Annotated in this window: 15 protein-coding genes; 13 read left to right on the forward strand and 2 right to left on the reverse strand. The window is 67.0% G+C overall.

Features of this window, described 5'->3' with window-relative positions; genetic code table 11:
- Nucleotides 1-188: 188 nt before the first annotated feature.
- The gene (locus tag OCH7691_RS14305) at nt 189-1,496 is read right to left on the reverse strand and encodes an NAD(P)/FAD-dependent oxidoreductase (protein WP_217808003.1); all 1,308 of its coding nucleotides are present in this window, start codon (nt 1,494-1,496) and stop codon (nt 189-191) included.
- Nucleotides 1,497-1,679: 183 nt separating this feature from the next.
- On the opposite strand from OCH7691_RS14305, the gene OCH7691_RS14310 reads away from it, so the two are divergent.
- The 9 genes from OCH7691_RS14310 (at nt 1,680) to OCH7691_RS14350 (ending at nt 8,390) form a co-directional block, all read left to right on the forward strand.
- On the forward strand, nt 1,680-1,862 hold the full coding sequence (locus tag OCH7691_RS14310) for a DUF3008 family protein (protein ID WP_085884487.1): 183 nt from the start codon (nt 1,680-1,682) through the stop codon (nt 1,860-1,862).
- Between the two features lie 102 nt (nt 1,863-1,964).
- Nucleotides 1,965-3,182, forward strand: coding sequence for an Aq_097 family APC-type transporter (locus OCH7691_RS14315; protein WP_085884209.1), 1,218 nt, complete (start codon nt 1,965-1,967; stop codon nt 3,180-3,182).
- A 117-nt stretch (nt 3,183-3,299) separates the two neighbouring features.
- The gene (locus OCH7691_RS14320; protein WP_085884210.1) at nt 3,300-3,878 is read left to right on the forward strand and encodes a peroxidase-related enzyme; all 579 of its coding nucleotides are present in this window, start codon (nt 3,300-3,302) and stop codon (nt 3,876-3,878) included.
- A gap of 96 nt (nt 3,879-3,974) precedes the next feature.
- The gene (locus OCH7691_RS14325; protein WP_085884211.1) at nt 3,975-4,571 is read left to right on the forward strand and encodes a MarR family winged helix-turn-helix transcriptional regulator; all 597 of its coding nucleotides are present in this window, start codon (nt 3,975-3,977) and stop codon (nt 4,569-4,571) included.
- A 74-nt stretch (nt 4,572-4,645) separates the two neighbouring features.
- Nucleotides 4,646-5,395 carry a hypothetical protein gene (locus OCH7691_RS14330; RefSeq protein ID WP_085884212.1) on the forward strand — a complete coding sequence of 250 codons (750 nt, stop codon included), beginning with the start codon at nt 4,646-4,648 and terminating at the stop codon, nt 5,393-5,395.
- Complete coding sequence (locus OCH7691_RS14335; protein ID WP_085884213.1) at nt 5,392-5,913, forward strand: redoxin domain-containing protein; 522 nt, start codon at nt 5,392-5,394, stop codon at nt 5,911-5,913. Before OCH7691_RS14330 ends, OCH7691_RS14335 begins: the two co-directional genes overlap by 4 nt.
- 140 nt (nt 5,914-6,053) lie before the next feature.
- Nucleotides 6,054-6,965, forward strand: coding sequence for a DnaJ C-terminal domain-containing protein (locus OCH7691_RS14340; RefSeq protein ID WP_085884214.1), 912 nt, complete (start codon nt 6,054-6,056; stop codon nt 6,963-6,965).
- Entirely contained in the window at nt 6,962-7,267 is a 306-nt protein-coding gene (locus OCH7691_RS14345) for a chaperone modulator CbpM (RefSeq protein WP_217808004.1), read from the forward strand. Before OCH7691_RS14340 ends, OCH7691_RS14345 begins: the two co-directional genes overlap by 4 nt.
- A gap of 121 nt (nt 7,268-7,388) precedes the next feature.
- Complete coding sequence (locus OCH7691_RS14350) at nt 7,389-8,390, forward strand: fatty acid desaturase (RefSeq protein ID WP_085884215.1); 1,002 nt, start codon at nt 7,389-7,391, stop codon at nt 8,388-8,390.
- Here the strand turns inward: OCH7691_RS14350 and OCH7691_RS14355 are convergent.
- A complete protein-coding gene (locus OCH7691_RS14355) occupies nt 8,387-9,046 on the reverse strand; it encodes a TetR family transcriptional regulator (protein WP_085884216.1) in 660 nt (219 codons plus the stop codon). The two genes, OCH7691_RS14350 and OCH7691_RS14355, sit on opposite strands and share 4 nt — an antisense overlap.
- A gap of 133 nt (nt 9,047-9,179) precedes the next feature.
- Between OCH7691_RS14355 and OCH7691_RS14360 the strand changes: the two genes are divergently transcribed.
- From OCH7691_RS14360 to OCH7691_RS14375, 4 genes are read left to right on the forward strand one after another with little or no spacing between them, the layout of a single operon-like run.
- Nucleotides 9,180-9,824 carry a cysteine hydrolase family protein gene (locus OCH7691_RS14360; protein WP_139839706.1) on the forward strand — a complete coding sequence of 215 codons (645 nt, stop codon included), beginning with the start codon at nt 9,180-9,182 and terminating at the stop codon, nt 9,822-9,824.
- Entirely contained in the window at nt 9,815-10,768 is a 954-nt protein-coding gene (locus OCH7691_RS14365) for an ABC transporter permease (protein ID WP_176245065.1), read from the forward strand. Before OCH7691_RS14360 ends, OCH7691_RS14365 begins: the two co-directional genes overlap by 10 nt.
- Nucleotides 10,765-11,733, forward strand: coding sequence for an ABC transporter permease (locus OCH7691_RS14370; protein ID WP_085884218.1), 969 nt, complete (start codon nt 10,765-10,767; stop codon nt 11,731-11,733). The genes OCH7691_RS14365 and OCH7691_RS14370 overlap by 4 nt, the downstream gene beginning before the upstream one ends.
- Nucleotides 11,734-11,772: 39 nt before the next feature.
- Nucleotides 11,773-12,834, forward strand: coding sequence for a substrate-binding domain-containing protein (locus OCH7691_RS14375; RefSeq protein ID WP_085884219.1), 1,062 nt, complete (start codon nt 11,773-11,775; stop codon nt 12,832-12,834).
- Nucleotides 12,835-12,912 lie beyond the last annotated feature (78 nt).

Raw genomic sequence — 12,912 nt, forward strand, 5'->3', positions numbered from 1 at the left:
ATCCCCCGATCCGGGCCCGCTGGCGGGCCGAAAACAGTCAAGCATATTGCACAGCTCTTCTTATAACATTGTCTGCTTTTTGTAGAGATTGCAATTGCCACAATTTTGATGAAACAGCAGAGATCAGCGCGATGCCGCCGCGTGCGGCGGCAATACCGGCGATCTTTCAGTGCGCCGAAGGGGTGGTGTCAGAGCCCGAGGCCGTCACGCCAGCGATAGAACGCAACGGACGCGGCAAGGAACCACGGTTTGCCGTTGTACAGCGGACGGGTCTGGAAGCGGATCCCGTCGAGCGCCGTGCGCCCCTCGGCCCGGCCGAGGATCTTCTGCCCGACACGGGTGCCGAGATAGCCCGCCATCGACACGCCGGAGCCGCAATAGCCCATCGCGTAATGGACGCCGTCACGGCTGCCGGTATGGGCGAGCGTGTCGAAGGTATAGGCGACCAGCCCCATCCAGGAATGGCTGACCCGGCTGCCGGCGAGTTCCGGGAACAGCCGCACCAGGTCCCGGTGCAACAGCGTGCCGCTCCGCCTCGGATCCGTCTCGCCGCTGGTCACCCGGCCGCCGAACAGGATGCGCGTCCGGTCCGGCGACGGCCGGTAGTAATAGACCACCTTCCGGCTGTCGCTGACGATGCGGTCGGTCGGCATGACCCGGTCCATGACCGCCTTCGGCAGCGGTTCGGTGGCGATGATGTAGCTGCCGATCGGGATCACCCGGCGCCGCAGCCAGGGCGTCGGCCGGCCGGTATAACCGTTGGTCGCGACGACGACATCGCGGGCCAGAACCGACCCCTTCGCGGTCGAAAGGCGATGGCCGCCGCCTTCGCGATCGATCCCGTTTACCCGGCAATGGGGGATGATGGTCGCCCCTGCTGCCCGGGCCCGCTCGAGCAGGCCCTGGTGATAGCGGCCGGGGTCGAGCGAGGCGTGCTTCTCGTAGACCACGCCGCCGTGATAGCGCTCGCTGCCGGTCTCGCGGCCCTGCTCGGCCCGCGGCACGACATGGGCCGGGACTTCCAGGCCCTTCGGCTGGGCGCCGACGGCGCGCGCCATCAACTCGTACTGTCGCGGGTTATGCGCGGCGTGGAATCGGCCAGGCACGGTGAAGTCGCAATCGATCTTCTCGGCCGCGATGAATTCGCCGATCCAGGCAAGCGCGTTGTGCCCTTCCTTCAGGATCGCGAAGGCCGCCTCCGGCCCGTGCAGGCGGCTCAGTTCCTCGTAGCCCGGCTTGATCGACGTGCTGATCTGCCCGCCATTCCGCGAACTGCAGCCCCAGCCCGCGTCCTCGGCATCCAGGATGAGAGTCGAACGGCCTGCACGCGCCGTTTCAAGCGCGGCACAAAGCCCGGTGTAGCCCGAGCCGACGATCGCGACATCGACGCTTGACGGCAACGATGGCGCATCGAGGCGCGGTCGCGGCGACCGCTCCCACCAGTAGGGTTCCGCCTTGTAATCGGCCGTGAACAGATCCGCCACTTGTGCCTGCACGAATGAGCCCCGGCCCTGCTGGCCGGCCGGCAATCCTCCCCGCGCCGCATCGCGGCGATAAGGGCCATTCCGGAAATGTTAGCAGACCATCCGGCGGGCATCGCCCCGGAACGAAACGCACGCCTGCCTGTTGCTACCGTTACCCGTGAAGGGCAATGGCAAGCAACGCCGATGGAGGACGCAATGCCCGCTGAATCGAAAGCCCAGCAAAAGGCGGCCGGTGCCGCGCTCGCCGCCAAGCGCGGCGAGGAGAAGGTCGGCAACCTGGTCGGAGCCGCGAAGTCGATGTACGATTCGATGACCGAGGAGGAGCTGGAGGAACTCGCCTCCACGGAACGAACGGGCCTGCCGGACAAGAAGGGCTGAGCGGCAGCGGGGCGGAACCTCGTGACTCCATGACCCGGACGGGTATTTTCGTCGTACCCCTGCGCGCCGCGCGCCGAGGCGCCCGTCCAGTCAGTGTTCCGAATGACCGCCACCATCGCCAACAGCATTGCCGTCATCGGCGTTACCGCCGTCACGACGTTCATCCTGTTCCAGCCGCGTATCGTCGGGTCGTCGGCCTGGCGGGCCACGGTGACGCCTCTCGCCTCGATCATCGGCAGCGGATTTCTCATTCTCGGCCCGCTGCTCGACCGGACCTACGGTGCCTACGCGGTGCTCGCGATGGCGCTCTTGTGCGCGGCCGCCTACGCCTTCGGCAGCGCGATCCGTTTCAACATCCGGCAACTGGCAAGCGAGACCGGAATCGGCCGCGTGGCCGGGCGCCTGGACCGGCTCTCCTCCTGGGCGCTGGCCTTCGCCTATGTCGTCTCGGTCGCCTATTACGTCCGGCTGTTCGGATCCTTCGCGGTCGAACTGACACCGGTCAACGACGCCGAACATGCCAGACTGGTCACGACAGCGGTGCTCGCCGCAATCGGCCTTTACGGCCTGATCCGGGGCCTGCGCGCGCTCGAACATGTCGAGCAGGTTGCGGTTGGCCTGAAGCTCGGCATCATCGCCGGCCTGATCGTCGGACTCGCCTTCTACCTGGTCGAACTGAACGGCGGCGGCACCCTGCCCGAACCGTCGCTGCCGACACTTGACCGGCATGGCATCCTTGTCGGCTTCGGCTTGCTGATCACCGTGCAGGGCTTCGAGACCTCGCGTTACCTGGGCGCCGAATACGATGCCGAGACACGCATCCGCACCATGCGCAACGCCCAGCTCATCGCCACCGCGATCTACCTTGTCTATATCGCGCTCAGTTCCGCCGTGTTCCCCGGCATCGCGAGCAATGTCAGCGAAACCGCGATCATCGACCTGACGCGGGTGGTCGCGCCGATCCTGCCGGTCCTGCTGATCGTCGCGGCGCTGGCCGCGCAACTGAGCGCCGCGCTCGCCGACACCAACGGCGGCGGCGGCCTGTTCGAGGAGATGTCCGGCGCGCGCTTCCGGGCCACGGCGGCCTACGTCCTCATCACGGGCCTCGCGATCGTCCTCGTCTGGGTCGCCGACATCTTCGAGATCATCAGCTATGCCTCGCGGGCCTTCGCCGTCTATTACGCGCTGCAGGCGGCAGTCGCGACGATGACCGCGCTGGGCGCCCGGAAGCGCCCCGGCGGCCTGCTCCGGGTCGGATTCTTCGCCTTCCTGACGCTGCTCGCCGGGGCGATCGCCGCGGTTGGCATCCCCGCCGAGTGATCGTCCGGGCGAACGGGTGATCGCTGTGCTCCGGCCATGCTATAGGGTGATCCCGACATGCACAGCGCCGATCGCCGCCGTCGCGACTTCGATCGCGCAACTCATACGGAGTGTCACATGACGTCAGAGCCCGCCTTCCCGATCAGCCGCTTCCCGGTGCCCGACATCGCGGACATGCCCGACGACATACGCGAGCGCATCCTTGCCGTGCAGGAGAAGTCCGGCTTCATCCCGAACGTGTTCCTGGCACTGGCGCACCGGCCGGACGAGTTCCGCGCCTTCTTCGCCTATCACGACGCGCTGATGGACAAGCCCGGCAACCTGACGAAGGCCGAGCGCGAGATGATCGTCGTGGCCACCAGCGCCGCCAACCAGTGCCAGTATTGCGTGGTTGCCCACGGCGCGATCCTGCGGATCCGGGCGAAGAACCCGCTCGTCGCCGACCAGATCGCCAGCAACTACCGCAAGGCCGACATCACGGCACGCCAGAAGGCGATGCTCGATTTCGCCATGAAGGTATCGGCGCGGGCCCAGGAAGTCGGCGACGCGGACTTCAGCACCCTCGCCGGGCACGGCTTCGACGAGGACGACATATGGGACATCGCGGCGATCGCCTCCTTCTTCGGCCTATCGAACCGCCTCGCCAACGTTTCCAGCATGCGGCCGAACGACGAGTTCTACAACCTCGGCCGCTAGTCCCCGGTTCCTCTCGCGGGCGGTTTCCATGCCGCCCGCATGACCATCGCAGGGAAATGTTGACATGCAGGGGGATTTTATTTAGGAGTCCTACTCATGAGCACGTTCGACGCCATCTCCGAGCCCCTCGCCCAGCGCCTTGCCGACGGTCTTTCCCGGCTCGGCGCGGTCGCCCGCCAGATCGACTGGCAGGCCGCGGAGGCCGAGGGCCTGACACCCACGCAAGCCGATATCCTGCGGTTCGTGGCGAGCCGCCCGGCGGGTGTGCGGCTGGCCGCGGCAGCGGGCCATGCCGGGGTCCGCAGCGCGACGGCGAGCGACGCGGTAACGGCGCTGCAACGCAAGGCGCTGGTCCGGAAACAGTCCGACGCGAGCGACGGCCGCGCGATCCTGCTGAAGGCCACCCGTGACGGGCAGGCTCTCGCGGCCCGCTGGCCGGCATCCTACGCGCCGGTCGTCGCCGGGCTCGATGCCGACGACCAGGAGGCAATGCTCCATCTGGTGATGGAAATGATCCGCCACCTGCACCGCCGGAACCTGATCGCGCCGCAGCGCAGTTGCGTCACCTGCAAGTATTTCCGCGAGAATGTGGCGCCCGGATCGGGCGAGCCGCATCGCTGCGCCTTCGTCGATGCCCCGATGGCCGACCGCCATCTCCGCGTCGATTGCCCTGAACACGTGGCTGCCGCCTGAAGTCGTTACCCGCCGTCGGACCGCATGGCCCGATCTCCCCTGTTCATGTCCCATTTGATTAGGAGTCCTATTCTATGAAACGGCAAACCCTTCTTCGGACCGGCCTGATCGCCGGCGTCCTCGGCCTCGGCGCCAGCACCGCATTTGCCCACGGGCCGGGCGGCATCACCGCGCCGTCCGGGGCCGGCGTCACGGCGCCCTTCGACATCGTCCATGCAAAGATCTCGACCGAGGGCAGCCTGGCGGTGTTTCATATGGCCGTGTCGGGCAAGGCCGGAAGTTCGACGCCGGCACCGTCGGGCAAGCTCGCCGGATCGGAGGTGTTCTCCTATGTCTGGCCAACCACGATCGACGCCGCCGAAGTCGGCTTCGAGAAAGGAGCCGGTATCCTGTCTTTCGCCGTGACCGCCCATCCTGATTTCGACGATACGCCGCTGTTCGACGAGAATGGCGACGGCAAGCTCGATAACGACGGCGACCTCTGGCACAGCCACTGGGTCGTGCTCGTCCCCGACGAGGCCTGCGGCCCCGGCAGTCTCAAGGTCCGGGACATCCCGGAAGGCACCCGGCCCCGCCTCCCCCGCACCTGGCCGGGCCTGCCCATCCTGATCGACAGCCCCGGCTGGTCGCCGGTGATCACCGGCGATACGGTGGAGGTCCGCGTCCCCTTCGACGATATCGGCGTGGTCGAGGCCGCCGGCTTCGACGGGGTGACCGCCGGGCTCCGCGTCAACCAGAGCGTCCATGCCCCGCTGCTTTGCGTCACCGACGTCTTCGACGTGGCCTCGGGCGATCTCTCGCTGCCGGGACGGGTGAACAAGTGACCGCACCGGAGTGGCGCATCAGCGAATGGCTGAACAGTCCCGAGCCGCTCCGGCTGGAAGCGCAGCGCGGCCGCGTGGTGGTCGCCTGCGCCTTCCAGATGCTCTGCCCCGGCTGCGTCTCGCACGCGCTGCCGCAGATGAAGGAGGCGCACCAGCTCTTCGCTCCGCTCGGCGTGACCGTGGTCGGGCTGCATACGGTGTTCGAGCATCATGCGGCCATGACGCCGACGGCGCTCAAGGCTTTCCTGCATGAGTACCGGATCGGCTTCCCGGTCGGCATCGACACCCCCGGCACCGGCGGCGACCCGATGCCGCAGACCATGCGCGCCTACGGGATGCAGGGCACTCCGACGCTGCTGCTCTACGACCGGGCCGGGAACCTGCGACGCCAGGTCTTCGGACATGTCTCCGACCTCCGCCTCGGCGCCGAGATCATGTCGCTCCTGAACGATACCCGGATGGCCGACGGCGCCGGCGACGACGGGACCGACGGACCCGCCTGTAGCGTTCCGGACTGACCGGACGGATTGTCGCACGGCGGATTTTTTCCCCGCCGAGTCTCGCGATATCGGCGGAAAGCACCTACATCAGGTCGGCAACCGGGTAGCGCGGAGACCGGTGTCCGGTCGCGCGTACCGTCGGAGATGTCGGAGGTGACGTGGCAGATCCCTATGAAACGCTGGGCGTCGAGCGGACGGCTTCGCAGGAGGAGATCCGCAAGGCCTACCGGCGTCTGGCGAAGAAGCTGCACCCGGACCTCAACCCGGGGAACGCGGCCGCCGAGGCGCGCTTCAAGGAAGCTTCAAGCGCCTATTCCCTGCTCTCCGACGCGGAGAAGCGCCGACGGTTCGACGCCGGCGAGATCGATGAATCCGGCGCCGAGCAGCAACGCCAGCGCTATTACAGAGACTATGCCGGGGCCGGTGCCGGGGCGGACGACGCCTATGCCAATCCGTCCGGCTTCGCCGACTTCGCCGAGACCGACGACATCCTCGCCGAACTGTTCCGGCGCCAGGCCGAACAGGCCCGGCGCGCGCCCGGCGCCGACCTCTATTTCCGCCTTGCGATCGACTTTCTGGATGCAGTGAACGGCGCCACCAGGCGCCTGACCCTGCCGCAGGGCGGATCGATCGACGTGACAATCCCGCCGGGCGTCCAGGACGGCCAGATCCTCCGGCTGCGCGGCAAGGGCGCGCCGTCCCGCGGCGAGGGCAAGCCCGGCGACGCGCTGGTCGAGATCTCGATCCGGCCGCACCGTCATTTCACCCGCGATGGCGACGATATCCACCTCGAGCTGCCGATTTCCCTGAAGGAAGCCGTGCTCGGCGCGCGCGTCCGCGTGCCCACGCCATCCGGTTCCGTCGTCCTGACGATCCCTAAGGGCTCGAACAACGGTTCGGTGCTGCGCCTGAAGGGCAAGGGCGCCCGCCGTCGGGCCGGCGGCCAGGGCGACGAATTCATCCGCCTGAAGGTCGTGCTGCCGAGCGGGCCCGAACCGGAACTGGAAAGCTTCCTGGCCGGATGGACGCCGCAACGGGACGATGACCCAAGACGGGACATGCAGCCATGATCATCAGCAAGGTCGAATTCCTCGTTCGCTCGGATCTCGATCAGCAGACCCTCGATGTCTGGCTGGCCGAGGAGTGGCTGATGCCGCGCCTGGCGGCTGACGAACCGCAGTTCTCCGAGGCCGATCTGGCCAGGGCGCAGCTGATCCACGAACTGAAGCGGGATCTCGGCGTGAACGACGAAGGAGTCGGCGTGATCCTCGGCCTGCTCGACCAGGTGCACGGCCTGCGCCGGGCGCTGGCGGATGTTCTGCGCACCTCGCGCGCGCACCCGGCTTCCGACGACGAGGCGGATCGGTCCTGAGGGCACGGGCCGGCGGACCCGGACTGGCCCGATGCGCGAAGTTGCGGCAGACAGGGCACGGATCGTGTAGTCTGCAACGCAGGGGGGCCGGCGGCTGCCACTCGGCAGCGGGAGGCTGCGCATGACTGCTGAATTGGCGTTGCGACGGGAGGTGGCACGGTTTCAGACGCCCAGCCTGCGGCGAAGCCTGTTCCAGGTCGCCACCTCGTTCGGCGGTTTCTTCGCGACCTGCGGGGCCATGTACGGACTGGTCGACGTTTCCTGCTGGCTGGCGCTCGCGCTGGCCCCGCTCGCCGCGGGTTTCCTGGTCCGCATCTTCATCATCCAGCATGATTGCGGACATCTCTCGTTTTTCCGGTCGCGCCGCGCCAACACCCTCGTCGGGACGGCCTGCAGCCTGCTGACGCTGGCCCCCTACGCCTCCTGGCGGCGCCAGCACGCCGGCCATCACGCGGTCTGGAACAACCTGGACCGGCGGGAAAGCGGTGCCGATATCTATTCGTCCTGCCTGACGATTGCCGAGTATCGCCGGCTGAGCCGCGGCGGACGCTTCTGGTATCGGGCAACCCGCCATCCGCTGGTCGCCAACGTGCTCCTGCCGCCGCTCGTCTTCATGCTGCTCTACCGGCTTCCGTTCGACATGCCGAAGCCGTGGCGCAAGGAACGCAGGATGGTGCATCTCACCAGCCTGGCGCTGGTCGCCATGCTGATCGGCCTCGGCCAGCTTCTCGGCTACGACCGGGTGTCAATCGTTCAGCTGCCGGTGCTGACACTCGCGGCGATCGCCGGGGTCTGGCTGTTCGCGGTCCAGCATCGTGGCGAGACGATCCGCTGGTTCCGGCACGACGCCTGGGACGCCACGACCGCGGCCATGCAGAGCGCGACCTGTCTTCGCCTGCCACGCATCCTGCAGTGGTTCACCGGCAACATCGGCTTCCATCATGTCCACCACCTGAACCCGGGCGTGCCGAACTACCGGCTGCAGGAATGCCATGACCGCATCGCCGTGGGCCGGGACATCCCGACCCTTTCCTTCTGGCAGGGCCAGCGGGCGCTTGGCTTCGCACTGTGGGACGAGAAGCGCGCCAGGATGGCGACCTTCCGGGAAGCGGCGCGGGCCTAGCGAGCGCCGACGGCGTGAAGCACGAACTCGACGATCTGTGCGCGCCTTTCGGCGATCGCCTCGGGTGAGCCGAGCGGCCGGCAGAAAACCCGGCTCAACGTGTGATTGTTGGCAAAGTAGAAGAAGGCCATTCCGGCCATCGACAGATAGACATGCAACGGATCCAGGCCCTGCCGGAATACACCCTCGTCCATGCCCCGCCTGAGCGTTTCCGAAAGGATCTCGATGATCGGCCGGTTCAGGTCGCCAACCTGGACCGAGTCGTTCAGATGCCGGGCGCCATGGGCATTCTCGTCGGCAACAAGCGCGACGAACTCCGGATTCTCCGCGAGATAGTCGAAGGAAAACTCGATCAGCCGGCGGAGCGCCGTCTCGGCCGGCAGGCTGGACAGTTCCAGCGCCTGCTCGCGCTCCCGGATTTCGCGATAGATGTCCTCGAGCACCGCGGTGTAGAGGCCTTCCTTGCTGCCGAAGTAATGGTACACGAGCTGCTTGTTGATATTCGCCCGACGGGCAATGTCATGCACCCGCGCGCCCTGCAGGCCGCCCGCGGCGAACGCCGCCCGCGCCGCCGTGAGCAGATTCTCCCGCGAATTCTCGGCCGATCCGTCGCTTCGGCCGGGCGGTTGCCCGCTTCCTGCTAGCTTGTTTGCCATCGATCAACCAAACGGTTGGACATCATTGACTCCTTATTTAGCCTACCCCATGGTGATCTGCAAAGGCCGGTCCGGGTAATGCCGGATCGGTGATCGGACACAGAGAACAAAACGATTGTTGGAGGTCCAATTGGTGGCAAGCGAACCGGCAATCGCAGCGGATGTCGCGCCGGCGGAGCGGCTGCGCGATCCGGCCTTGCTGATCGTCGACATGCAGAACGATTTCGTGCGCCCGGGCGCGCCGCTCGAAGTGCCCGACGCGATCGCCACGATCGCCCCGATCCGGCGTCTGCTCGATGCGTTCCGCGCGCGACGCCGCCCGGTCGTGTTCACCCGCTTTCTTGCCCGGGAAGAGCCCGACCTGCTCTGGCTCTGGTCGCCGCAATGCCGGCCGGACACGAAGTGCTGCTGGAAAGACCATCGCCGCGCCTACGGCGATACCCGGGACCTGCTCGGCTGCGCCGACGTCATCGACGAACTGGCGCCCGAGTCGGACGAGATCATCATCGACAAGTACGGCTACGGCGCCTTTCACGGGACCGACCTCGATAGCCGCTTGCGCGCGCTCGGCGTCGGTTCGCTGCTGGTCACCGGCACGGTCACCCAGATATGCGTCGAGGAAACGGCGCGCGAGGCCTTCCATCACGGCTATCGCACGACGATGGTGAGCGATGCGGTTTCGTCCTTCGCGCCAGACCTGCACGACGCGGCGCTCACGAACTTCGGCATGAAGTTCGGCTGGGTCGCCGACACCGAGACGGTCCTGTCGTGGCTCTAGCCCGCGGGTGCGCCCGCCTCGATCTGGAATCCACGGGCGTCTGGCTTCTGCTGGCCGGCGCGGTACTGGCGGCCGCCGTGACCATCCCGACCTTCCGCGACCCGGCCAATCTGGTCAACGTCCTGCGCCAGTCGAGCGTGCTCGGCATTCTCGCCATCGGCCAAACCTTCGTGATCGCGGCCGGCATGCTGGACCTGAGCATCGGCATGCTGACCGGGCTCGTCGTCGTGCTCGCCTGCTGGCTGCTCGAAGCCGATCCGTCGATCGCCTACACGCTCGCCGTCGCGGCGATGATGATCCTGCTTGGTGCGTCGGTCGGGCTCGTGAACGGCACGCTGGTGAACCGGCTGAAGCTGCATCCGCTGATCCTCACCTTCGGCATGCTCTCGATCCTCCAGGGCCTGATCTTCACCTTCACCGATCGGAGCGTCGGCAGCGCCTCGCCGCTGTTGCAATCGATCGCCAATGACAGCCTGTGGGGCATCCCGCTCTCGACCATCCTGCTCGCGGTCGTGCTGGTGCTGTCCCATCTGGCCTTCACCCGGACCCGCTTCGGCTATCACCTGGTCGCCGCCGGCGGCAATCCCGAGAGCGCGCGCCGCGCCGGCATCAATGTCGCGGCTATCCGGCTCGCCTGCTTCGTCATTTCGGGCGCCTTCGCCGGCCTCGCCGGCCTGCTGCTGGCCGGCCGCCTCGGAACCGGCTATCCGCTCGCGGGCAGCGGCCTCGAACTCGACGCCATCGTCGCCGTGGTCCTCGGCGGCACGGCGCTGGCGGGCGGCCGCGGCAGCGTCGTCCGCTCGATCGCCGGGGTGCTCGCGCTCGCCATTATCTCCAACGTTCTCAACCTGCTCGGCGTCTCGGCCTTCGTGCAGATGTTCGTCAAGGGACTGATCGTCGTCGTCGCGATCCTCGTCAACCAGCCGCGGCGGGAAAACCCATGAGCACGCTCGATCTGCTCCGGAACGAGGCAACGACCCGCTTCCTGGCGCGGAACGCGATCTTCGCGGTCCTGCTGCTGGTCTTCTGCCTGGCGGTCGCGATCTCCGACGCCTTCCTGCAGCCGCTCTACATCTTCAACGTGGTGCGCCAGGTCGCGCCGGTCGGCATCGCCGCCATCGGCGTGACCTTCGTCATGATCCTGGGCGGCGTCGATCTATCGGTCGGCGCGGTGATCTCGCTGACCTCGGTATTTTGCGCCGTGCAGATGGGCGGCGACGCCGACAACACCGCCTTCGCCCTGCTCGCCGCCTGCGCCATCGGCGCGGCGATCGGCACGGTCAATGGCATCGCGGCCGCCTTTACCCGGGTTTCCCCCTTCATCCTGACGCTCGGCACCGGGATTGCCGTTCTCGGGCTGACGCAGATCTATTCCGGCGGCACCGCGCGCGGCATCGTCGCCCCCGGGTTCCGCGAGTTCTTCAATTTCCGGATCGGCGGCATCGTCCCGGTCCTGGCGCTCGCCCTGGCGGCCCTGACGGCGGTCGGGCTGCTGATCCAGCACAAGACGATCTTCGGCCGGCAGCTCTTCCTGGTCGGCAGCAACCGCCGCGCGGCCAACCTGTCGGGCCTGCCGACCGCCCGGGTCACGGTGCTCGCCTATGCCCTGTCCGGGCTGTTCGGCGCCTTCGCCGGGATCGCCCTGCTCGCCCGGTCGGGCGTTTCCAACACCCTGTCCGGCCAGGGCCTGGAGTTCCAGGTTCTCGCCGCGGTCGTTCTCGGCGGCACGACATTCGAAGGCGGCCGCGGCGGCATCGCCGGCACGATCGCCGGCGTGCTCGTCCTCGTGATTGCCTTCAACCTCGTGAATATCAGCGGGCTGCCCTATGCCATGCAGCTCGTCGTGATGGGCACGATCATCATCCTTGCCTCGGCGGTTTACGGTCAGATCAGCGCCAGGTCGGGTTAACGCGTTCAGTCAAACCAGAAGCAGAGGGAGTGCCACACCATGAGAATCGCGCGACGCCTATTTCTCTCCATCAGCGCCCTGGCCGCGCTCGGCCTGATGGCCGGCCCGGGCCATGCCGACCAGGCATCGGACGCGGCGCAGACCAAGAAGGCGGCCGAGATGGTCGACACCAGCGCCTTCAAGAAGGACGGCCCCTACAAGATCGGCGTTTCGGCCGGCTACCTGGCCAATTCCTGGGTCGTCTTCGCCCTCCAGCACGTCCGCTGGGAAGCCTCGAAGCATGCGGACGTCACCAACGTCATCGTGACCGACGCCTCCTTCAACCCAACCAAGCAGATCTCCGATATCGAGGATCTGCTGCGCCAGGACATCGACCTGCTGATCTACTGGCCGGTCGATGACAGCGCGATCGCCAGCGTGCTCAAGCGGGCGGTCGATGCCGGCGTTCCGACCGTGCAGGCGGGCGGCGGTTTCAGCGACACCCCGGGCACCGTCTCCAATGCCTACATCAGCCAGTGGACGCTCGGCGAGATGGTCGCCCGCAAGCTGATGGCCGACCTCGGCGGCAAGGGCAAGATCATCGCCATGCTGCCGATCGCCGGCACCACCGCCGCCGTCGACCAGCTCGACGCGCTTCAGACGGTCCTGAAGGAATTCCCGGACGTGGAACTCGTCAGCACCGAATATGGCGACTGGAACCGCGCCAAGGCCAAGCAGATCACCGAGAACCTGCTGCAGCGCTTCCCGAAGATCGACGGCGTGTTCTCGCCCGCCGGTCAGATGTCGATCGGTATCGCCGAGGCTTTCGACGAGGCAGGCCGCCTCGGTGAAGTCACGATGTCCCCGGGCGACGAGTACAACGGCTGGCTGAAATGGGTTGCCAAGCATGGCCAGGGCGGTGCCGTGACCTTCCCGACCCGCGCCGGCCAGGAAGCGGTCAAGATCGGCATGGCGATCCTCAAGGGCGAGCCGGTCAAGCGCGGCGTGGCGGTCCCGTCGGTCTACATCTCACCGGCCGAGATCTCCAAGTACGCCGACATGGAGGCGCCCGACGACTGGTGGTCGAGCGAGCTTCCTGCCGAGTTCCTGCCGAAGCAGTAACGAGTACGTCACGTAATGAACCACGGTCACACGCCCCTCCTTTCGGTTAGCGCGCTATCCAAACGCTATCCGGGCGTC

Source organism: Oceanibacterium hippocampi (assembly GCF_900172325.1).
Classification (GTDB): Bacteria; Pseudomonadota; Alphaproteobacteria; order Sneathiellales; family Sneathiellaceae; genus Oceanibacterium; species Oceanibacterium hippocampi.